The organism is Stenotrophomonas sp. Ps181 (assembly GCF_025697425.1).
GTDB lineage: Bacteria > Pseudomonadota > Gammaproteobacteria > Xanthomonadales > Xanthomonadaceae > Stenotrophomonas > Stenotrophomonas sepilia.
The window spans coordinates 64,109-85,574 of sequence record NZ_JAHWBI010000003.1 but is presented as its reverse complement, the minus strand read 5'-3'; the positions used below and the strand labels follow the sequence as shown (position 1 = coordinate 85,574).

The 21,466-nt window shown below is 66.3% G+C and carries 13 protein-coding genes; 6 read left to right on the top strand and 7 right to left on the bottom strand.

Annotated features, from left to right (window positions below; translation table 11 throughout):
• Positions 1–203 precede the first annotated feature (203 nt).
• A complete protein-coding gene (acnA, locus tag KXV01_RS07305; RefSeq protein ID WP_099495845.1) occupies positions 204–2,957 on the top strand; it encodes an aconitate hydratase AcnA in 2,754 nt (917 codons plus the stop codon).
• 129 nt (positions 2,958–3,086) lie between these two features.
• Here acnA and KXV01_RS07300 read toward each other — a convergent pair whose 3' ends face one another.
• A complete protein-coding gene (locus tag KXV01_RS07300; protein WP_099495846.1) occupies positions 3,087–4,637 on the bottom strand; it encodes a BCCT family transporter in 1,551 nt (516 codons plus the stop codon).
• Between the two features lie 170 nt (positions 4,638–4,807).
• Between KXV01_RS07300 and betI the strand changes: the two genes are divergently transcribed.
• The 5 genes from betI to KXV01_RS07275 all read left to right on the top strand — a co-directional run bounded on the left by betI (position 4,808) and on the right by KXV01_RS07275 (position 11,626).
• On the top strand, positions 4,808–5,398 hold the full coding sequence (gene betI, locus KXV01_RS07295) for a transcriptional regulator BetI (protein ID WP_049413944.1): 591 nt from the start codon (positions 4,808–4,810) through the stop codon (positions 5,396–5,398).
• Positions 5,399–5,436: 38 nt separating this feature from the next.
• Positions 5,437–6,909: a betaine-aldehyde dehydrogenase gene (gene betB / locus KXV01_RS07290; protein ID WP_099495847.1), complete on the top strand. Its 1,473-nt coding sequence runs from the start codon at positions 5,437–5,439 to the stop codon at positions 6,907–6,909.
• A 101-nt stretch (positions 6,910–7,010) separates the two neighbouring features.
• Complete coding sequence (gene betA, locus KXV01_RS07285; RefSeq protein ID WP_021202070.1) at positions 7,011–8,693, top strand: choline dehydrogenase; 1,683 nt, start codon at positions 7,011–7,013, stop codon at positions 8,691–8,693.
• Between the two features lie 222 nt (positions 8,694–8,915).
• A complete protein-coding gene (locus tag KXV01_RS07280; RefSeq protein WP_053499432.1) occupies positions 8,916–10,592 on the top strand; it encodes a long-chain fatty acid--CoA ligase in 1,677 nt (558 codons plus the stop codon).
• Between the two features lie 161 nt (positions 10,593–10,753).
• Positions 10,754–11,626: a crotonase/enoyl-CoA hydratase family protein gene (locus KXV01_RS07275; protein ID WP_263467641.1), complete on the top strand. Its 873-nt coding sequence runs from the start codon at positions 10,754–10,756 to the stop codon at positions 11,624–11,626.
• A 70-nt stretch (positions 11,627–11,696) separates the two neighbouring features.
• Here the strand turns inward: KXV01_RS07275 and KXV01_RS07270 are convergent, their stop codons facing one another.
• The 6 genes from KXV01_RS07270 to KXV01_RS07245 form a co-directional block, all read right to left on the bottom strand.
• Positions 11,697–13,871, bottom strand: a complete 2,175-nt coding sequence (locus KXV01_RS07270; RefSeq protein ID WP_049439292.1) for a response regulator — start codon at positions 13,869–13,871, stop codon at positions 11,697–11,699.
• Positions 13,868–15,013 carry a two-component system response regulator gene (locus KXV01_RS07265; protein WP_049435901.1) on the bottom strand — a complete coding sequence of 382 codons (1,146 nt, stop codon included), beginning with the start codon at positions 15,011–15,013 and terminating at the stop codon, positions 13,868–13,870. The genes KXV01_RS07270 and KXV01_RS07265 overlap by 4 nt, the downstream gene beginning before the upstream one ends.
• Before the next feature lie 204 nt (positions 15,014–15,217).
• Positions 15,218–16,729: a lysine--tRNA ligase gene (lysS, locus tag KXV01_RS07260; protein WP_263467640.1), complete on the bottom strand. Its 1,512-nt coding sequence runs from the start codon at positions 16,727–16,729 to the stop codon at positions 15,218–15,220.
• 160 nt (positions 16,730–16,889) lie between these two features.
• A complete protein-coding gene (locus KXV01_RS07255; protein WP_263467639.1) occupies positions 16,890–18,530 on the bottom strand; it encodes an acetolactate synthase large subunit in 1,641 nt (546 codons plus the stop codon).
• A gap of 62 nt (positions 18,531–18,592) precedes the next feature.
• Complete coding sequence (locus KXV01_RS07250) at positions 18,593–19,978, bottom strand: NAD-dependent succinate-semialdehyde dehydrogenase (protein ID WP_049413959.1); 1,386 nt, start codon at positions 19,976–19,978, stop codon at positions 18,593–18,595.
• 621 nt (positions 19,979–20,599) lie between these two features.
• A complete protein-coding gene (locus tag KXV01_RS07245) occupies positions 20,600–21,382 on the bottom strand; it encodes a helix-turn-helix transcriptional regulator (RefSeq protein WP_008267447.1) in 783 nt (260 codons plus the stop codon).
• Positions 21,383–21,466 lie beyond the last annotated feature (84 nt).

Sequence of the window (21,466 nt, the reverse complement as noted above, 5' to 3'; positions counted from 1 at the left end):
GATCGGCCACAAACGTGACATACGCCATACACCTTCCCCTGTAGTCTGGAACCGATGCCGCAGGCCGGAGCCCGGCCCGGATGAATCCATTCAGTCTGGAGTTCATACTGGGACGACCGGGGCCGTCAGGCCCGCGGCGACCGCAAGCAGGCCCGCCCATGCGCGGGCCACTGCAAGCCATCCGCAAGAAGGAGTCATCCCGCATGAGCGATTCGTTCTCCACCCGCAGCCAGCTGAACGTCGGCGGCAAGACCTACGACTACTTCAGCCTGCCCACGCTGGGCCAGCGCTTCGATATCTCCCACCTGCCCTACTCGATGAAGATCCTGCTGGAGAACCTGCTCCGGCACGAGGACGGCGGCATCACCGTCGGCAAGGACCACATCGAGGCCGTGGCCCGCTGGAACCCGGCGGCCGAGCCGGACACCGAAATCGCGTTCATGCCCGCGCGCGTGGTGCTGCAGGACTTCACCGGCGTGCCCTGCGTGGTCGACCTGGCCGCGATGCGCGACGCCGTCGTCAAGCTTGGCGGCAAGCCGGAGCAGATCAATCCGCAGATTCCCTCCGAACTGGTCATCGACCACTCGGTGCAGGTCGATGTGTTCGGCAAGCCCGACGCGCTGGACCTCAACGGCAAGATCGAATTCCAGCGCAACCAGGAGCGCTATGGCTTCCTGCGCTGGGGCCAGAAGGCCTTCGACAACTTCAAGGTGGTGCCGCCCAACACCGGCATCGTCCACCAGGTGAACCTGGAAAACCTCGCCCGCGTGGTGATGACCGCGGACAAGGACGGCAAGGCGGTGGCCTATCCGGATACGGTGTTTGGTACCGACAGCCACACCACCATGATCAATGGCATCGGCGTGCTGGGCTGGGGCGTGGGCGGCATCGAAGCGGAGGCCGCCATGCTCGGCCAGCCGTCGTCGATGCTGATCCCGCAGGTGGTCGGCTTCAAGCTGACCGGCAAGCTGCCCGAGGGCGCCACCGCCACCGACCTGGTGCTGACCGTCACCCAGATGCTGCGCAAGCTGGGCGTGGTGGGCAAGTTCGTCGAGTTCTACGGTGACGGCCTGCAGCACCTGCCACTGGCCGACCGCGCCACCATCGGCAACATGGCCCCGGAATACGGCGCCACCTGCGGCATCTTCCCGATCGACGCCGAATCGCTGAACTACCTGCGCCTGTCGGGCCGCAGCGAAGAGCAGATCGATCTGGTCGAGGCCTATGCCAAGGCGCAGGGCCTGTGGCACGAGCCGAGCAGCCCGCACGCCCAGTACAGCACCACGCTGGAACTGGACATGGGCACGGTGAAGCCGTCGCTGGCCGGCCCTAAGCGTCCGCAGGACCGCGTGCTGCTGGAAGACGTGCAGAAGAACTACCGCGAAGCGCTGGTCGGCATGACCGCCAACCGTGACAAGCGCAACGAGGACGTTGCCACCTTCGTCAACGAAGGCGGCGGCGCCGCAGTCGGCAACGAGCAGCTGGCCAAGGGCTTCGCCGACATCGAGATCGAAGGCCGCAAGGTGCGGCTGAAGGATGGCGCAGTGGTCATCGCCGCCATCACCTCGTGCACCAACACCTCCAACCCGGCGGTGATGATCGGTGCCGGCCTGCTGGCCCGCAACGCGGCCGCCAAGGGCCTGAACCGCCAGCCGTGGGTCAAGACCTCGCTCGGCCCAGGCTCGCGCGTGGTCACCGACTACCTTGAAAAGGCCGGCGTGCTGAAGGAGCTGGAGAAGATCGGCTTCTACGTGGTCGGCTACGGCTGCACCACCTGCATCGGCAACTCCGGCCCGCTGCCAACCGAAGTCAGCGCCGGCATCGCAACCGGCGACCTGGTGGTGACCTCGGTGCTGTCGGGCAACCGCAACTTCGAGGGCCGCGTGCACCCCGAAGTAAAGATGAACTACCTGGCCAGCCCGCCGCTGGTGGTGGCCTACGCCATCGCCGGCACCACCGACATCGACCTGACCACCCAGCCGCTCGGCACCGGCAGCGACGGCCAGCCGGTGTTCCTGCGTGACATCTGGCCGAGCAACAAGGAAATCGGCGATGTCATCGCCGCCACCATCGGCCCGGAGATGTTCAAGCAGAACTACGCCGATGTGTTCAAGGGCGATACCCGCTGGAACACCATCGCCTCGCCGGACGGCAACCTGTACGAGTGGAGCGACGCCTCCACCTACATCAAGAACCCGCCCTACTTCGATGGCATGACCATGCAGACCGGCAGCATCGACGACGTGCACGGCGCACGCGTGATGGGCCTGTTCGGCGACTCGATCACCACCGACCACATCTCCCCGGCCGGCAACATCAAGAAGGACTCGCCGGCGGGCCGCTTCCTGCAGGAACGCGGCGTGCAGCCGGCCGACTTCAACAGCTACGGCAGCCGCCGCGGCAACGACGACGTCATGGTCCGCGGCACCTTCGCCAACATCCGCATCAAGAACCTGATGTTCGGTGGCGAGGAAGGCGGCAACACCCTGTACTACCCCGCCGGTGGTGGCCAGCCGGAGAAGCTGGCGATCTACGATGCGGCCATGAAGTACAAGGCCGACAAGGTGCCGCTGGTGGTGCTGGCCGGCAAGGAATACGGCACCGGTTCGTCGCGCGACTGGGCGGCCAAGGGCACCCTGCTGCTGGGGGTGAAGGCGGTCATCGCCGAAAGCTTCGAACGCATCCACCGCTCCAACCTGGTCGGCATGGGCGTGCTGCCGCTGCAGTTCCGCAACGGCGAGAACGCACAGACGCTGGGCCTGGACGGCTCGGAAGTGATCGACGTCACCGGCCTGCAGGACGGTGCAAGCAAGCGCGCCACGGTCACCGCTACCAGGGCCGACGGCACCAGGAAGACCTTCGAGGTGTCGGTGATGCTGCTGACCCCGAAGGAAGTCGAGTACTTCCGTCATGGCGGCCTGCTGCAGTACGTGCTGCGCCAGTTGGCCAGCAAGTAACGAAAAAAGGGCCGGATCCTTGCGGGTCCGGCCCTTTGCGTTTGCGATGCCCCCTTGTAGAGCCGAGCCTGCGCTCGGCTGCTTCTGCGCCAACAGCAGCCGAGCATGGGCTCGGCTCTACAGAAGCACTCAGCGGCGTGGCGCATCCGGGTCGGTGCGCAGCGCCTTCAACAGGCCCCACATGTAGAACGCCAGGGTGAACGAGAACGGCAGGCCGCACAGCACGACCGCCGTCTGCATCGCGCTGAAGTTGCCGGCCAGCAGCAGGCCGACGCTGGCCACGGTGATGCCGGCGGCCCAGAACACGCGCAGCCAGATCGGCGCGTCATGGCCATCTTCGACGCCATCGTCAACACGACGGGTGCACAGGTTGGCGATCATCAGCGTGCCCGAGTCGACCGGGGTCAGGAACAGCACGAAGCCGATCACCACCGCGGCACCGGCCACGTATGGCGCGCCGGGCAGGTATTCCAGCAGCTTGAACAGCGTCATCGCTGCATCGTGCTGGGCCACCTCACCCAGGATCGCCTGGCCATGGTTGAGCACCAGGTCGATGGCGGTGTTGCCGAAGATCGACAGCCAGGCCAGGGTGAAGCCGAGCGGGATCAGCAGCACGCCCATGATCACTTCGCGGATGGTGCGGCCGCGCGAGATGCGCGCCACGAAAAGGCCGACGAACGGCGCCCAGGCGATCCACCACGCCCAGTAGAACAGCGTCCACGACCCCATCCATTCACGGCCCTTGGGATCGTTGAGGTACATGTCGAAGCTCTTGCGCACGAACGCGCCGAGATAGTCGCCGGTGTTCTGGATCAGGCCGTCGAACAGGTGCAGGGTCGGGCCGGTGACCAGCACGAACAGCAGCAAGCCGCACAGCAGGCGCACGTTGAGGTTGGACAGCCAGGCAATGCCCTTTTCCACGCCGGCCACCACGCCGACGGTGGCCACCACCATCATCACCAGCACGATGGCCACCAGCACCTGCGGCGTATCCGGGATGTGGAACAGGTAGACCAGGCCGGACTGCACCACCAGCGCGCCGATGCCGAGGTTGGTCACCATCGAGATCAGCGTGGCCAGGATGCCGAAGCCATCGACCATGTCGCCGATGCGGCCATGGATGCGCTCACCGAAGATCGGGTACAGCGCCGAGCGCAGCGCCAGCGGCAGGTCCCGGCGGTAGGCGAAGTAGCCCAGTGCCACACCGACCAGCGCGTACAGCGCCCAGCCGTGCAGGCCCCAGTGCAGGAAGGTCAGCACCATCGCCTCGCGGCCGGCGGCCACGGTGCCGCCGGGTTGCCCGGGCGGATGCAGGAAGTGGTCCAGCGGCTCGTAGGCGCCGTAGTACAGCAGCGCGATGCCGATGCCGGCCGAGAACAGCATCGAGACCCAGGCGACGTAGCCGAAGGCCGGTGATTCCTCGTTGTGGCCCAGGCGGATGCGGCCATACGGCGAGAACGCCAGCCACAGCACGAAGCCCAGGCACAGCACGATCAGCAGCATGTACCACCAGCCGAACGCGGCCGACACCTCGGCCTGCGCCCATTGCAGCCAGTGCTCGCTGGCTTCGGGATAGAGAACGGTGAGCAGCCCGAGGATGCCGATCGACACCGAGGAGCTGAGAAAGACAAAACGGTTCAAGCGCAGGGGCGAACGCTTGGGATGAGCCAGGGAAGACATGGGGTCGTCTCATCAAGTCCGAGGGAGCACATGGGCGGGGCCGGACCGGTAAACCGGGCCCATGGCGTGGGGCGCGAGCGCATCCTAGGGTTTATTGATTGAACGTTCAATCAATAAAAAGCATAATGGCGGGCAGCCCGATCCTTCGGGTCGCAAACCGTGGAGAGACAATGCCGAAGAAAGGCGTGGAACCGGTACGGCGCGAACAGCTGATCCGGGCCACTTTCCAGACCATCGACGAGATCGGCATGGCCGATGCGACCGTCGCCACCATCGCGAAGAAGGCAGGGCTGTCCAGCGGCATCGTCGCCCACTACTTCGGCGACAAGGACGGCCTGCTCAATGCGGCAATGCGGCAGATCCTGCGCGAACTGAAGGACGCCGTCGCCCGCTACCGCGCCGAGGCCAGCGATGACCCGCGCGAGCAGCTGCGTGCCATCGTCGATGGCAACTTCGACGACAGCCAGATCAACGGTACCGCGATGCGCGTCTGGCTCACCTTCTGGGCCGCCAGCATGCATCAGCCGGAACTGGCCCGGTTGCAGCGCGCCAACGACCAGCGCCTGTTCTCCAACCTGTGCCACCAGTTCAACCGCCTGCTGCCCCATCCGCAGGCCCGCCTGGCCGCCCGTGGCCTGGCCGCGATGATCGACGGCCTGTGGCTGCGCGGCAGCCTGGTCGGCGGCCAGTTCAACGCCGAGAAGTCCCGGCGCATCGCTTACGGCTACATCGACTTCCAGTTGCAGGCTGCCGCGCTATAAGCGCTTCAGCACCCGCCCCCTTCCAAGGAGTACGCCCCATGACCACCCTGCCCGTCCAACAGCTCTACATCCACGGCCAGCGCGTCGATGCCACCAGCGGCAAGACCTTCAAGACCGTCAACCCGGCCACCGGTGAGGTGATTGCCGAAGTGCAGGTTGCCAGCCAGGCCGACGTCGAGCGCGCCGTGCAGAGCGCGGCCGAGGGCCAGAAGGTCTGGGCCGCGATGACCGCGATGGAGCGCTCGCGCATCCTGCGCCGCGCCGTCGAGATCCTGCGCGAGCGCAACGACGAACTGGCCCACCTGGAAACCCTGGACACCGGCAAGGCACTGGCCGAGACCACCACCGTGGACATCGTCACCGGCGCCGACGTGGTCGAGTACTACGCGGGACTGGCCACCGCCATCGAAGGCATCCAGCTGCCGCTGCGCGAATCGAGCTTCTTCTACACCCGCCGCGAACCGCTGGGCGTGGTGGCCGGCATCGGCGCCTGGAACTACCCGATCCAGATCGCCATGTGGAAGTCGGCCCCGGCCCTGGCCGCCGGCAACGCGATGGTGTTCAAGCCCTCCGAAGTCACCCCGCTGACCGCGATCAAGCTGGCCGAGATCTATACCGAAGCCGGCGTGCCGGCCGGCGTGTTCAACGTCGTGCAGGGCCCGGGCCGCGAGATCGGCCAGTGGCTGACCGAGCACCCGGTGATCGAGAAGATCTCCTTCACCGGCGGCGTCGCCACCGGCAAGAAGGTCATGGCCAGCGCCGCGTCCTCGTCGCTGAAGGAAGTGACCATGGAACTGGGCGGCAAGTCGCCGCTGGTGATCTGCGATGACGCCGATCTGGACCGCGCCGCCGACATCGCGGTGATGGCCAATTTCTTCAGCTCCGGCCAGGTCTGCACCAACGGCACCCGCGTGTTCGTGCCGCGCAGCATGCTGGCCGCATTCGAGGCGGCCGTGGTCGAGCGCGTCAAGCGCATCCGCATCGGCGACCCGATGGCCGCCGAGACCAACTTCGGCCCGCTGACCAGCTTCCCGCACATGGAAAACGTGCTGCGCTACATCGAGAGCGGCAAGGCCGAAGGCGCCCGCCTGCTGACCGGCGGCGGCCGTGCCACCGAAGGCGCGCTGGCCAACGGTGCCTACGTGCTGCCGACCGTGTTCTCCGACTGCCGCGATGACATGACCATCGTCAAGGAGGAGATCTTCGGGCCGGTGATGAGCATCCTCGCCTACGACGACGAAGACGAAGTGGTGCGTCGTGCCAACGACACCACCTTCGGCCTCGCCGCCGGCGTGGTCAGCAAGGACATCAGCCGCGCCCACCGCATCATCCATCGCCTGGAAGCCGGCATCTGCTGGATCAACACCTGGGGTGAATCGCCGGCCGAAATGCCGGTCGGTGGCTACAAGGAATCCGGCGTCGGCCGTGAGAACGGCATCTCCACCCTCGGCCACTACACCCGCATCAAGTCGGTGCAGGTCGAGCTGGGCGACTACGCCAGCGTGTTCTGACCGGCGCGCCGCCAGCCAGCACCCTCGTCCGGCCACCGCGCCGATCCGACATTCCGCCGCGACGCCTGCCCGCAGTGCGCCGCGGCCTGCAGGAGACACCCATGAGCACCCATAACGAGTACGACTACATCATCATCGGCGCAGGCTCGGCCGGCAACGTGCTGGCCACCCGCCTCACTGAAGATGCCGATGTCAGCGTGCTGCTGCTGGAAGCCGGTGGCCCGGACTACCGGTTCGACTTCCGTACCCAGATGCCGGCCGCACTGGCCTTCCCGCTGCAGGGCAAGCGCTACAACTGGGCGTACAAGACCGATCCGGAGCCCTTCATGAACAACCGCCGCATGGACTGCGGCCGCGGCAAGGGCCTGGGTGGCTCGTCGCTGATCAACGGCATGTGCTACATCCGTGGCAATGCGATGGACTACGACAACTGGGCCAGCATGCCCGGCCTGGAAGACTGGACCTACCTCGACTGCCTGCCCTACTTCCGCAAGGCCGAAACCCGCGACATCGGCCCCAACGACTACCACGGCGGTGACGGCCCGCTGCGCGTGACCACGCCCAAGGCCGGCAACAACGAACTGTTCGCTGCGATGGTCGAGGCCGGCGTGCAGGCCGGCTACCCGCGCACCGACGATCTCAACGGCTACCAGCAGGAAGGCTTCGGCCCGATGGACCGCACGGTGACCCCGAAGGGCCGTCGCTCCAGCACCGCCCGTGGTTACCTGGACCTGGCCAAGCCGCGCCCGAACCTGACCATCGTCACCCACGCGCTGACCGACCGCATCCTGTTCTCGGGCAAGCGTGCGGTAGGCGTGCAGTGGCTGCACAACGACCAGCCGCAGCGTGCCACCGCCCGCCGCGAGGTGCTGCTGTGCGGCGGCGCCATCGCCTCGCCGCAGATCCTGCAGCGCTCGGGCGTCGGCCCGGCCGACCTGCTGCGCAGTCTGGACATCGACCTGGTGCACCACCTGCCGGGCGTCGGCGCCAACCTGCAGGACCACCTTGAGATGTACCTGCAGTACGAGTGCAAGAAGCCGGTCTCGCTGGCTCCGGCGCTGAAGCTGTACAACCAGCCGGCGATCGGTGCCGAGTGGCTGTTCCTGGGCACCGGCATCGGCGCCAGCAACCAGTTCGAGGCCGGTGGCTTCATCCGCAGCGACGCCGAATTCGACTGGCCGAACCTGCAGTACCACTTCCTGCCGGTGGCGATCAATTACAACGGCTCCAACCCGATCAAGGCGCACAGCTTCCAGATGCACGTCGGCTCGATGCGCTCGCCCAGCCGTGGCCGCATCCACGTGCGCTCGAAGGATCCGCGCGAACATCCGAGCATCCTGTTCAACTACATGTCGCACGAGCAGGACTGGCGCGAATTCCGCGCGGCGATCCGCATCACCCGCGAAATCTTCGCGCAGCCGGCGCTGGCCCCGTACAGCGGCCGCGAGATCTCGCCGGGCAGTGCACTGCAGACCGACGCGCAGATCGATGCATTCGTGCGCGAGCATGCCGAGACCGCCTACCACCCGTCCTGCTCGAACAAGATGGGCCATGCCGACGACCCGATGGCGGTGGTCGATGGCCAGGGTCGCGTTCACGGGCTGGAAGGCCTGCGCATCGTCGATGCCTCGATCATGCCGCAGGTGGTGACCGGCAACCTCAACGCGCCGACCATCATGATGGCTGAGAAGCTTGCCGATGTGATCCGTGGCCGCACCCCGCTGGCCCGCAGCACCGCGCCGTACTACAAGGCCAACGGCGCACCGGTGCGAAAGCAGGGTTGACGCAGGCGGCCCGCTTGGGGCCACGGTAGTGCCGGCCGCTGGCCGGCATCCGCCGGATCGCCTATCGAGCGCAGATGCCGGCCAGCGGCCGGCACGACCCAGCAAAGAGGCCCTTCGGGGCCTCTTCGCGTTTTCCCTACGGCGGGGTATGCTGCAATGACCGGCCGTTGTCGATACGCTCAGGGTCGGAACCTAATACATCACGATTCCTGGAGGGGGAATATGAGTCTGGATCGTCCCTGGCTGCAGAGCTATCCGAAAGGCGTTCCCGCCGAAATCGACGTCAACGAGTTCCATTCGGTAGCTTCGGTCTTCGACGCTTCCGTCGCGAAGTTCCGCGACCGTCCTGCCTACTCCAGCTTCGGCAAGGTCCTCACCTATGGCGAGACCGACGCGCTGGTCAATCAGTTCGCGGCCTACCTGCTGGGAGAGCTCAAGCTCAAGAAGGGCGACCGCGTCGCCCTGATGATGCCCAACTGCCTGCAGTACCCGGTGGCCACCTTCGGCGTGCTGCGCGCCGGCCTGACCGTGGTCAACGTCAACCCGCTGTACACCGCGCGCGAGCTCAAGCACCAGCTGGTCGATGCCGGCGTGACCGCGCTGGTGGTGGTCGACAACTTCGGTGACACCGTCGAGCAGGTCATCGCCGATACGCCGGTCAAGCACGTGGTCACCACCGGCCTGGGCGACCTGCTTGGCGCCAAGGGCGTGATCGTCAACTTCGTGCTGAAGTACATCAAGAAGATGGTGCCCAACTACCATCTCAAGGGCGCGGTGCGCTTCCGCCAGGCGCTCAAGATCGGCAGCCGCCACAGCCTGCCCAAGGTCGAGATCGACCACGACGACATTGCGTTCCTGCAGTACACCGGCGGCACCACCGGCGTGGCCAAGGGCGCGATGCTGACCAACCGCAACCTGATCGCCAACATGCAGCAGGCCTCGGCCTGGATCAGTGCGTCGGGCATCGAGATGGGCAAGGAGTGGATCATCACCGCCCTGCCGCTGTACCACATCTTCGCACTGACCGCGAACGGGCTGGTCTTCATGAAGTTCGGTGGCTGCAACCACCTGATCACCAACCCGCGGGACATGAAGGGCTTCGTCAAGGAGCTCAAGTCGGTGCGTTTCACCGCCATCACCGGCGTCAACACGCTGTTCAATGGCCTGCTCAACACCCCCGGCTTCGACACGGTCGACTTTTCCTCGCTGAAGGTCACCCTGGGCGGTGGCATGGCGGTGCAGCGTGCCGTGGCCGAGCGCTGGAAGAAGGTCACCGGGGTGACCCTGGTCGAGGCCTATGGCCTGACCGAGACCTCACCGGCGGCCTGCATAAACCCGCTCACCCTGACCGAATACAACGGCTCGATCGGCTTGCCGATCCCGTCCACCGATGCCTGCATCAAGGACGACAACAGCGCCATCCTGCCGCTGGGCGAGGTCGGCGAGCTCTGCATCAAGGGCCCGCAGGTGATGAAGGGCTACTGGCAGCGCCCGGAGGAAACCGCCAAGGCGATCGATGCCGACGGCTGGCTGCATACCGGCGACATGGCGAAGATGGACGAACACGGCTTCTTCTACATCGTCGACCGCAAGAAGGACATGATCCTGGTGTCCGGCTTCAACGTGTACCCGAATGAAGTCGAGGACGTGATCGCGATGATGCCGGGCGTGCTGGAAGTGGCCGCGGTCGGTGTCCCGGACGACAAGTCCGGCGAGGTGGTGAAGGTGGTCATCGTGAAGAAGGACCCGAACCTGACCGCCGAAATGGTCAAGGAGCATGCCCGGGCCAACCTGACCGGCTACAAGCATCCCAAAATCGTTGAATTCCGAAAGGAGCTGCCGAAGACCAATGTCGGCAAGATCCTCCGTCGCGAACTCCGCGATACGCCCGCCCAGTAAGGGTTTTCGGCAATTTGAACGGCACCGGGCCCGGGGCGGAAACGTCCCGGGCCCTTTCGCATGCGACGCCCCTGGGGCGGTGTAGCATCGCCGCGTGTGTGGACCGTTCGGCCCGCCGGCCACCCACCTGACACTGCGGGCCGCATGCCGAGGACCCTTCCATGAGTACCATCGAAAAGCTGCCTTCAAGCGGCTCACCGTTCGCCACCATCCGTACCGAAGACAGCGCCGACGGCGCTGCCCACTGGCTGTTCATGCACGCCGATGCCACCACCGGGATCCGCCCCTGCTGCCGCAAGGACATGCTCGACGAAATGTGGAGCTACATGGCGGCCATCACCCGCAGCCCTGCCGAACGACACAACGGAACATTGCGGCATTTCGTGCTCGCCTCCGATGCCGTCGCCTACAACCTGGGTGGCGACCTGGACCTGTTCACCCGCCTGATCCGCGAAGGCAACCGCGACCTCCTGCTGAACTACGCCCAGCGCTGCGTGGAGGGCGTGCACCACCTGCATACCGGGTTCGGCGGTGATGTCCGTTCGATCGCGCTGATCCAGGGCGACGCCCTCGGCGGTGGCTTGGAAATGGCCCTGGCCTGCCACACCATCGTCGCCGAGGAAGGCAGCGGACTGGGCCTGCCGGAGGTGCTGTTCGGCCTGTTCCCGGGCATGGGCGCCTATTCCTTCCTGTGCCGCCGGGTGTCGCCGCATCTGGCCGAGAAGATCATCCTCGACGGCCGGGTCTACAGCGCCGAGGAAATGCATGCGATGGGCGTGGTCGACATACTGGTGAAGAAGGGCGAAGGCCGGGCGGCGGTAGAAGAATTGATCCGCCAGCAGCAGCGCACGCCGCAGTCCTATCTGGCGATGAACGCCGCACGCGCCATCGCCCAGCCGGTCAGCTACGACGAACTGCTGGAGATCACCAAGGTATGGGTCGATTCCGCCCTCGCACTCGGCGACCGCTCGCTGCGCACCATGGATCGCCTGATCAAGGCCCAGACCCGTCGCGCCAGCCTCGACGCAGCCTGATTCATCCCTCCCCCAGGATGGGTTCAAGCCCGGTTGGCCACCGGGCTTTTTTTATGGACCATGCCGTGGTTCAGCGCGCCTCGCCATCGTCGGCAGCGCCGCGCAGCCGGCGTTCGGCCCGTGCCTCCAGTGCACGCCGGCCTTCCTTGATCGCCTCCTGCAGGATGCCCAGGCGCGTGCGCCATTCGGTCTTCAGCTGCCAGTCGGCCATCCGCATCAGCTCGCCGGCACGGTTGGACGCGCGCATCAGGCCGAGGTTGCTGGCCACGCCCTTGATCGCGTGGGATTGTTCGCGGAACACATCCCACCGCGTGGCCTCACCGGCCTGCTCGGCCTTGCCCATGCAGCCCGCCACGTCCTCCAGGCATTGGCGGATGAACTCACGTTCGAATCCCTCGCCCATGCCCAGCGAGGCCAGCTCGTCCAGCACGCTGCTGTCGAGCACCCCATCCTGCAGCGCCATCGGTCGCACCACCGGTGCGGCCATGGTCTTCAGCTGGGCGTTGCTGGCGATCTCGGCCAGCGTGTCGAGCAGGCGCACCGCCACCACGGGCTTGGCCAGGAACGCATGCGCCCCAGCCTGGGTACAGCGCTGGATCGCCTCGGGCGTGACATCGGCGCTGAGCACCAGCACCGGCGTGCGCGGTCCGCCGCCGGCCTGCATCACCCGCAACTCCTTCAGCATGTCCAGCCCGCTCATGCCCGGCATGTGCAGGTCGACAATGACCGCGTCGAACTCACTGTCGGCCAGCGCATCCAGCACCGCCTCACCGCCATCCACGCACAGCACGCGATGCCCGGCCTTCTGCAGCAGGCGCTGCAGGACCATGCGGTTGGCCTCGTGGTCGTCGGCCACCAGGATCTGCATGCTGCGCACGCGGGCGCGATGGCGCAGGAACGGGTCGGCAAATGCGATCACGTTGCCGCCCGGCCCCACGTCGTCGTCGCCGGTCAGGCTCGGCACCGCACCCGGCACCTGCGGCTGCGGCGGCGCGAACGGCAGCTCGACCCAGAAGTGGCTGCCGCGAGGCGGGTTTTCCAGATAGCCGATATCGCCGTCCATTGCTTCGACCAGGCCCTTGGCGATGGTTGTGCCCAGCCCGGTGCCCTCGTGGCGACGCGCCATGCTGACGTCAGCCTGCTCGAAGGCATCGAACAGCCGCGCACGCATGGCCGGGGCCACGCCGATGCCGGTGTCGAGGATGTCGAAGCGCAGCCGCACCGCGCCACTGGTATCGGCCTGCACCACGCTGACACGGATTTCGACCCGGCCGTGATCGGTGAACTTGACCGCGTTGCCGGCCAGGTTCAGCAGGATCTGCCGCAGGTGCCCGACGTCTCCGCGCACGCGTGGCGGCACGCCATCGGCGACCTTCACCCGGTAATCCAGGCGCTTGGCCTTGGCCTGCGGCAACAGGATCAGCCCGATCGCCTGGATCACGTCGGCCACGGCGAAGTCTTCGGCCACCACGCGCAGCTTGCCGGCCTCGATGGCCGAGATGTCCAGCACTTCCTCCACCAGCGCCAGCAGGCTGCGCGACGACGCCTGGATGGTGTTGAGGCACTCGCGCTGCTCATCGTCCAGGCGCGTGGTCGCCAGCACTTCGGTCATGCCGTTGAGGCCGTTCAACGGCGTGCGGAACTCGTGGCTCATGTTGGCCAGGAAACGGCTCTTGGCCTCGCTGGCACGGCGCGCCTCGGCCATCGCTTCGGTCAGCTGCCGCAGCAGTGTCGAGAAGTACAGCGGCACCGCCGCCAGGCCGAGCCAGAGGCCGATGGCCAGACGGAAATTCTGTTGCCAGTAAGGCGTCAGCAGCACCGTGCAACCGAAGCTCACCATCGCCATCGCCACCGCCACGTACAGGTAGTGGTTGCCGAAGCGCATGCCGTTGCCGACCGTCACCCACATCACCACGATGTAGACCCAGGCCAGGGGCTCGCCCATCTGCACCATGCCGGCAGCGATCAGGCCATAGTCGGCGAGCATGCCCAGCACGCGGCGGGGATCGGAACGCGCCGGCCGCCACAGCAGCCAGCCGAACAGCAGCAGCGACAGGCTCAGGCCGGTCAATACGATCGCCAGCACGCCCACGTACTGCGTGTGCGGCAGGTCGTGGCGCGGCGCCGGCAACAGCACATAGGCCAGGATCAGGCTGATCAGGACAATACGGACGATCTGCTGGCCGTGTTCGCTGTCCTGGCGCTGGGACAGGCGCAGCCGCAGCCGCGACAACAGCCGTTTCACGCGCCCAGCCCCGGGCGCGCGGACGCCATCGAATGCTCGGCGCAGATCTGGTCCAGCTGTTCGCGGCCGCGCAGCAGCGCGTCCACGCATCGGGGATCGAACAGCCGGCCACGCTGGGCGTAGAGATAAGCCAGGGTGGCTTCCATGGTCCATGCTTCCTTGTACGGACGGGGCGAAATCAGGGCGTCGAAGACATCGGCGACAGCCACGATGCGCGCTTCCAGCGGAATCGCATCGCCGACCAGCCCATCGGGATAGCCGCTGCCGTCGTAGCGCTCATGATGACGCAGTGCGATCAACGCGCCAACCTGGATGAAACGATTCTGGCTGCCGCTCAGCAGTTCATGGCCAATCCGCGGGTGCCGGCGCATGATCGCCAGCTCCTCCTCGTTGAGCTTGCCCTGCTTGAGCAGCACCGCATCGGGAATGGCAATCTTGCCCATGTCATGCAGCGGCGCAGCCATTTCGATCAGGCGCACCTCCTCCTCGGGCAGCCCGAGCTGTTCGGCAATCAGGCCGGCCACACGTGCCATGCGCTCCAGGTAGGCGCTGGTGCCGGCATCACGGAACTCGATCGCGCGCGCCAGCCGCGACAGCGTTTCGCGCTCCCGCTCTTCGACCTCATGCATGCTGGCCAGCAGGCGCTGCTCCAGCGACAGCGCCCGTTGCTTCACGTTCTCGGTCTGCTGGCGCAGCTGCAGCAGGTTGTAGCAGCGCGCACGCAGTTCGCGCGGGCGGATCGGCTTGACCAGGAAGTCGATGACCCCTGCTTCCAGTGCCGCCTGCCGGATCGGCTCGTCACCGACCACGGTGATCAGGATCACCGGAATGTCGCGGTGCTTGGGCAGCCGACGGAAACGACGAGCGAATTCCAGCCCGTCCATCTCCGGCATGCGGTAATCGAGCAGCAGCAGATCGACCGGATGGGCTTCGCACCAGGCCAATGCGGTCAGCGGATCGCCGAAGTCATACACGCTCAGTTCCGGCGCGATGTCTTCGATGACGTGACGCAGCATCGTCCGGGCGGAAGTCTGGTCATCAACGATGACGATATTCAACGCGTACTCTGCCTGGTTTTTCGACCACGCTGGATCATCAGCAGGCGAGGATACTCTGCCGCTGCGAACGCTCGCACCCTGCATCGGCCTGACTCCCGTGTCGTGCATCCCGATTCATGATCGTCATCACAATGTGAAGCGGACTCCCCACACCGTGCCTTCCCCTGACGCCGATCAAGCCATAACAGGCGTCAAGGTAGTGCAATTACGATACGCCGAGTGCGGGACGCGTCAATCGCGCCGTCTCGTTTCGGGACGGCGCGCACAATCGGGAGTCAAAAAGGTGACTTAGTGCTCCGGACGCATGTACGGGAACAGCAGCACATCGCGGATCGAGCTGCTGCCGGTCAGCAGCATCACCAGACGATCGACGCCGATGCCCAGGCCGCCGGTCGGGGCCATGCCGTACTCCAGCGCACGGATGTAGTCGGCGTCGTAGTGCATGGCCTCGTCGTCGCCACCTTCCTTCGCGGCCACCTGGGCCTGGAAGCGCTGGGCCTGGTCTTCCGGGTCGTTCAACTCGGAGAAGCCATTGGCCAGCTCCTTGCCGTTGACGAACAGCTCGAAGCGGTCGGTGTAGCCCGGATCATTGTCGTTGGCACGGGCCAGCGGCGAGACTTCCACCGGATGGTCGGTGATGAAGGTCGGCTGGATCAGGGTGTGCTCGACGGTGGCCTCGAAGATCTCAAGCAGCAGCTTGCCCCAGCCGTAGGACGGCTTGACGCGGATGTTCAAGCGCTCGCAATGGCGCAGCAGCGCGTCACGGTCGGTGCAGTCGGCAACCGAGATTTCCGGGTTGTGGTGGCGCACGGCTTCGTCCATGCGCCAGCGGCGGAACGCCGGGCCCAGGTCGATCTTCGCACCGTCCCACTCGACCTCGGTGCTGCCGTTGACCGTCTTGGCCACGTCACGGATCACGCCTTCGGTCAGGTCCATGATCTCGTTGTACGTGGCATAGGCCTCGTACAGCTCCATCATGGTGAATTCCGGATTGTGGCGGGTGCTGACGCCTTCGTTGCGGAAGTTGCGGTTGATCTCGTACACGCGCTCCAGGCCGCCCACGGTCAGTCGCTTGAGGTACAGCTCCGGCGCCACGCGCAGGTACAGGTCCAGGTCCAGCGCGTTGTGGTGGGTGGTGAACGGCTTGGCCGCCGCGCCGCCGGGGATGTAATGCATCATCGGCGTCTCGACTTCCAGGAAGTCGCGGTTGTCCAGCCACGCACGCATGGCGCGGATGATCTTCGAGCGCTTGATGAAGACCGCGCGCGACTCCGGGGTGACGATCAGGTCGACGTAACGCTGGCGGTAACGCTGCTCGACGTCGGCCAGGCCATGCCACTTGTCCGGCAGCGGGCGCAGCGACTTGGTCAGCAGGCGGATCGATTCGGCCTTGACCGACAGCTCGCCGGTCTTGGTACGGGTCAGGCCGCCTTCGACGGCAATGATGTCGCCCACGTCCCAGCCCTTGAAGGCGGTATAGGCATCGCCCAGCACCGCGCCCTGCAGGAACAGCTGGATGCGGCCGGACTCGTCCTGGATCTGCGCGAAGCTGGCCTTGCCCATGATGCGCTTGGCCATCAGGCGGCCGGCCATCTTCACCTGGCGGCCGTTGCCTTCCAGCGCCTCGGCGGTCCAAGTTTCGGCATCGGCGAATTCTTCCTGCAGGCGGCCGGCGAAGTCCTCACGACGGAAATCGTTCGGGTACGCGATGCCCTGCCCACGCAGCGCTTTGAGTTTCTCACGGCGCTCGGCGATCAACTTGTTCTCGTCGACGGGGGGGGTATCGGTAGCTTCGCTCATGGATCTGCGGGAATCGTGTAGTGAGGGGGGATGCAGCGCCCGGCACAGCCGGTTGCCCAGCATACCAAAACCGCCCAGCCCCAGCCGGGAGAGGGGTCAGATCCCTCTGCTGCGCAAAGGGATCTGACCCCGCCCGGGCCCTCACCTGGACTCTGGATGTCTACCCGTTGCCGGGGAACGCCTGCCGCAGCTCGTCCACCAGCACCCGCTGGTTCTCCGAGTAATCGACCGGTACCGACGCCAGGTGCACCCCGCCCTCGTTGAAGGCCGCCTGCAGGGTCGGGATGAACTGCTCGATGGCGGTCACCTCGTGGCCCTTGCAGCCGTAGGCCTCCGCGTACTTCACGAAATCCGGGTTGCTGAAGGTCATGCCGTAGTCGGTGAAGCCATCCACCGCCTGCTTCCAGCGGATCATGCCGTAGGCGCCGTCGTTGAGGATCAGCACCACCAGGTTCAGGCCCAGCCGGCGCGCTGTCTCCAGCTCCTGGCTGTTCATCATGAATCCACCGTCGCCACACACCGCCAGCACTCGTCGTTGCGGGTACAGGATCGAGGCCATGATCGCCGACGGCAGGCCCGCGCCCATGGTCGCCAGCGCGTTGTCCAGCAACAGCGTGTTGGCCACCTGGGTGCGGTAGTTGCGCGCAAACCAGATCTTGTACATGCCGTTGTCCAGCGCCACGATGCCGTCCGGCGGCATCACCTGGCGCACGTCGTGCACCAGCCGCTGCGGGGTGAACCGGGCCTCTTCGGCACGGTCGGCCAGGTGCTCGAGGATGGTCGCGCGCAGCGGCAGCAGCGCAGCGGCATTCGGCACCGCGCCTTCGATGCGGTCGGCCAGTTGGGTCAGCGAACGGCCGATGTCGCCGATCACCTCGACCTGCGGGAAGTACACCTGTTCCACCGCCGCCTGCGAGTAGCCGATATGGATCACGGTCGGCCCACCCGGGCGCATCACGAACGGCGGCTTCTCGGTGACCTCGTGGCCGATGGTCACGATCACGTCGGCCTGGTCGATCGCCATGTGCACGTAATCACGCTCGGTGAGCGCTGCGGTACCCATGTACAGGCCCGAGCCCCCGGCGACCGCGCCCTTGCCCATCTGCGTGGTGAAGAACGGAATGCCGGCGCGCAGCACGAACGCCGACAGCGCCTCGCTGGACTGCGGCCGCGACGCCGCCGAAGCGATCATCAGCAGCGGACGCCGGGCGTTGCGGATGGTCTCTGCCGCCCGATCCAGCGCTTCCGGGCTGGCGATGGGACGATCCACCGCGTGCGGCGGAACCAGCGCCACGCCTTCGACCTCATCGGCGGCGATGTCTTCGGGAAGTTCCAGCAGCACTGGGCCCGGGCGCTCTTCCTGGGCGACACGGAACGCCTCGCGGACGATGGTCGGGATGGTGCGTGCCGAGACGATCTGCCGCGCCTGCTTGGTCAGCGGCTTCATCGTGCCGACGATGTCGACGATCTGGAAGCGCGCCTGCTTGCTGGCGACGATGCCCTTCTGGCCAGTGATCATGATCACCGGCCACGCACCGAGCAGCGCATAGGCGGCGCCGGTGGTGAAGTTGAGCGCGCCCGGACCGAGCGTGGCCAGGCACACGCCCGCCTTGCCGGTCAGGCGGCCATAGGTGGCCGCCATGAACACCGCTGCCTGTTCGTGGCGGGTGATGACCAGCTCGATGCTGGAATGGCGGAGCGACTCGACCACGTCGAGGTTTTCTTCGCCGGGAATACCGAAAATGCGCTCTACGCCTTCGTTCTCAAGTGCGGCGACGAGCAGATCTGAACCCTTGGACATCGGATGCCGTCCTTTGTGCTGGACTGATGGTGGATCGTTGCAGGAGGAATGAGAGCCGCGCGTCAATGCTTGTCGAACCACACTGTCTGCGCGTTGACGAATTCACGGATGCCGAAGTGCGAGAGCTCGCGGCCGAAGCCGCTCTTCTTCACGCCGCCGATCGGCACGCGCGGGTCTGAAGCGGAGAAGCCGTTGACGAACACGCCGCCGGTCTGCAGCCGGCGTGCCAGCTGCATCGCTCGGGCGCGGTCGCCGGTCCAGAGGTTGCCGCTGAGGCCGAATTCGCTCTGGTTGGCCAGTTCCACCGCATGGTCGGCATCGCGGGCGCGGCTGATCGAGGCCACCGGCCCGAACGTTTCCGTATCAAAGGCCTGCATGCCCGGCTCCACGTCCGCCAGCACGGTGGGCGCATAGAACGCGCCCGGGCGATCGAGCTGATGGCCACCGACAAGCAGCTGCGCGCCTGCGTCGACCGAGGCGCGCACCTGCGCGTCCAACTGTTCCAGCAGGTCCTGGCGTGCCATCGGCCCGATGCGGTTGGCCGGGTCGCGGCCATCGCCGATGGTCAGTGCCTGCACCTTCTGGCAGAACTGCGCCACGAAACGATCGTAGACCGCGTCTTCGACGATGATGCGCTTTCCGGCGATGCAGACCTGCCCGGTGTTCTGGAAGCGCGAGGCCACCGCCGCATCAACGGCGGCGTCCAGATCGGCGTCGGCCAGCACGATGAACGGATCCGAGCCACCCAGCTCCAGCACCACCTTCTTCAGCGCCTGCCCGGCCTGGGCGGCGATGCTGCGGCCTGCGGCCACGCTGCCGGTCAGGGTCACTGCGGCGATGCGGTCATCGGCGATCGCGCGGCTGGTGCCCTCGCGGCTGATGTTGGCGGCGATGAAGGTGCCTTCCGGCAGCCCGGCATCGCGCCAGGCGGCGTCGAGCAGCTGCGCGGTACCGACGATGTTCTCGGCCGGCTTCAACAGGAAGCCGTTGCCGCCCATCAGGATCGGCACCGCCGCGCGCATCACCTGCCAGTACGGGAAGTTCCACGGCATGATGCCCAGCACCACGCCCAGCGGCAGGTAGGACACGTAAGCCTTGTCGTCGGGCACCTGGGTCGGTTCGTCGCGCAGGAACTGCGCGCCGTGGTCCGCGTACCAGTCGCACAGCACGGCACATTTCTCGATTTCGGCCAGCGCTTCAGCCTGGACCTTGCCCATTTCGGCAGTGGCCAGCGCGGCCAGCTTCTCGCGGTCACGCCGCAGTACGGCGGCCATCGCTCGCAGTACGTCTGCGCGCTGTTCGAGGCTCTTGACGCTCCAGGCCGCAAAGCCGACCTGGCCGCGGTCGAGGATCGTTTCCAGCTCGGCATCGGTGGCGAAGGGATGGCTGGCGATCTGCTGGCCGGTGGCCGGATCGCGGGAAATGGCGGTGGTGGGGGCAGCGGACATGCAGGGCTCCTGTTGTCTCGGCAACGGGCAGCGGCCCGTCTTCTGCACAGGAATGTGGACCCGATTGGCGGAGGCAACAAGGCGTCTGCTTATCCTGTGACTTGCACTTACCTGCCTGAATGGGGCTCTTGGCAGGGCTGCGCCCTGCACCCGCAGAGGCTTCAAGCCAAGCCAAGGCAACGGCAACGGCAGAAGCTGGCATTCCGTGGGTTGGCGGGGTGGGTCCGGTTGAGGGGGACGCTGCAAGTACATCCATGTAAGCTCGGTCGCCGCATCCATGCGGCTCACGCCCCCGCAACCGGACCCACCCCGCCTTCGACAGAGTTCTGCGATCTGTCGGGAATACTCTTGGGATCTGACCCCGGAATTTCTTTCGATAGCTGACAGATGTGTCGACCAAGGTCGACACCTACCAACGGCCGCGCGAAATTTGTCTGAGGCGGGGCGGTGTGGGTTGGCAGGACCGTTGGCGCCATGGATGGCGCCATCGAGCCCCCATGGGCGGGTTTACGGCGTGTCCTGCCAACCCACACCGCCCCGCCATCCCACCGAATGCCCGCCTTTGCTGTTGCCGTTGCTTCGGCCTCTGCGGGTGCAGGGCGCAGCCCTGCCGAACACCCCCTACTTCCGCGGCAGGTAGGTCACCAGTGACAGGTCATGCCGGCTCTCCGGCACCAGCGCCACGTACTGCAGGTCCAGCAACCCGCGCGTGGGGTGGTTCAGCTTCTTCGCCCCTTCATCGAACCGGCGCACATCGTGCTCCGGCCACCACTGGCGGAACTCCTCGCTGTGCGCCGCGATGTCCTCCACCAGCGCCAGGAACGGCGCCTTGTCCGGCGCCTGCGCCATCGCCGCGCGGAAGCCGGCCAGCAGGCCGCGGGTCATTTCTTCCCAGTTGAGGATCAATGTGCGGTATGGCGGGTACAGGAACATCAGCCGCAGCGTGTTGCGCTCATGCGGCGCCAGTTGGCTGTAGTCCACGAACAGCTCGGCAATGGCCGGGTTCCAGGCCAGGATGTCAAAGCGGGTGTTGCGCACGTAGGCCGGGATCGGCTGCATCGCCTCCACCAACTGGCGCAGGCCATCGGTCACGCTCTCGTCCGGTGACTCCAGCGGCACGCCGTAGCCGGACAGCGCAAACGCATAGGCGCGCTCGTCGTCGCTCATGCGCAGCACCTGCGCCAGGCGCTCCAGCACCTCGGGCGAGGCGCGCACTTCACGGCCCTGCTCGATCCAGGTGTACCAGCTGACGCTGACCCCGATCGCCAGCGCGACTTCCTCGCGTTTCAGGCCCGGGGTACGCCGGCGCCCGGCCGGCAGGCCGAGCGTGGCGGGGTCGACACGGGCGCGGCAGGCCTTGAGGAAGCCGCCGAGTTCCTTGCGTTCACTTTCGCTGCGCATCATCGGCCCGTCCTACCCTTTGTAGCGTCGAGCCATGCTCGACGCGTCCGCCAGCTCGCGAAAAGCAGCCGAGCGTGGCTCGGCTCT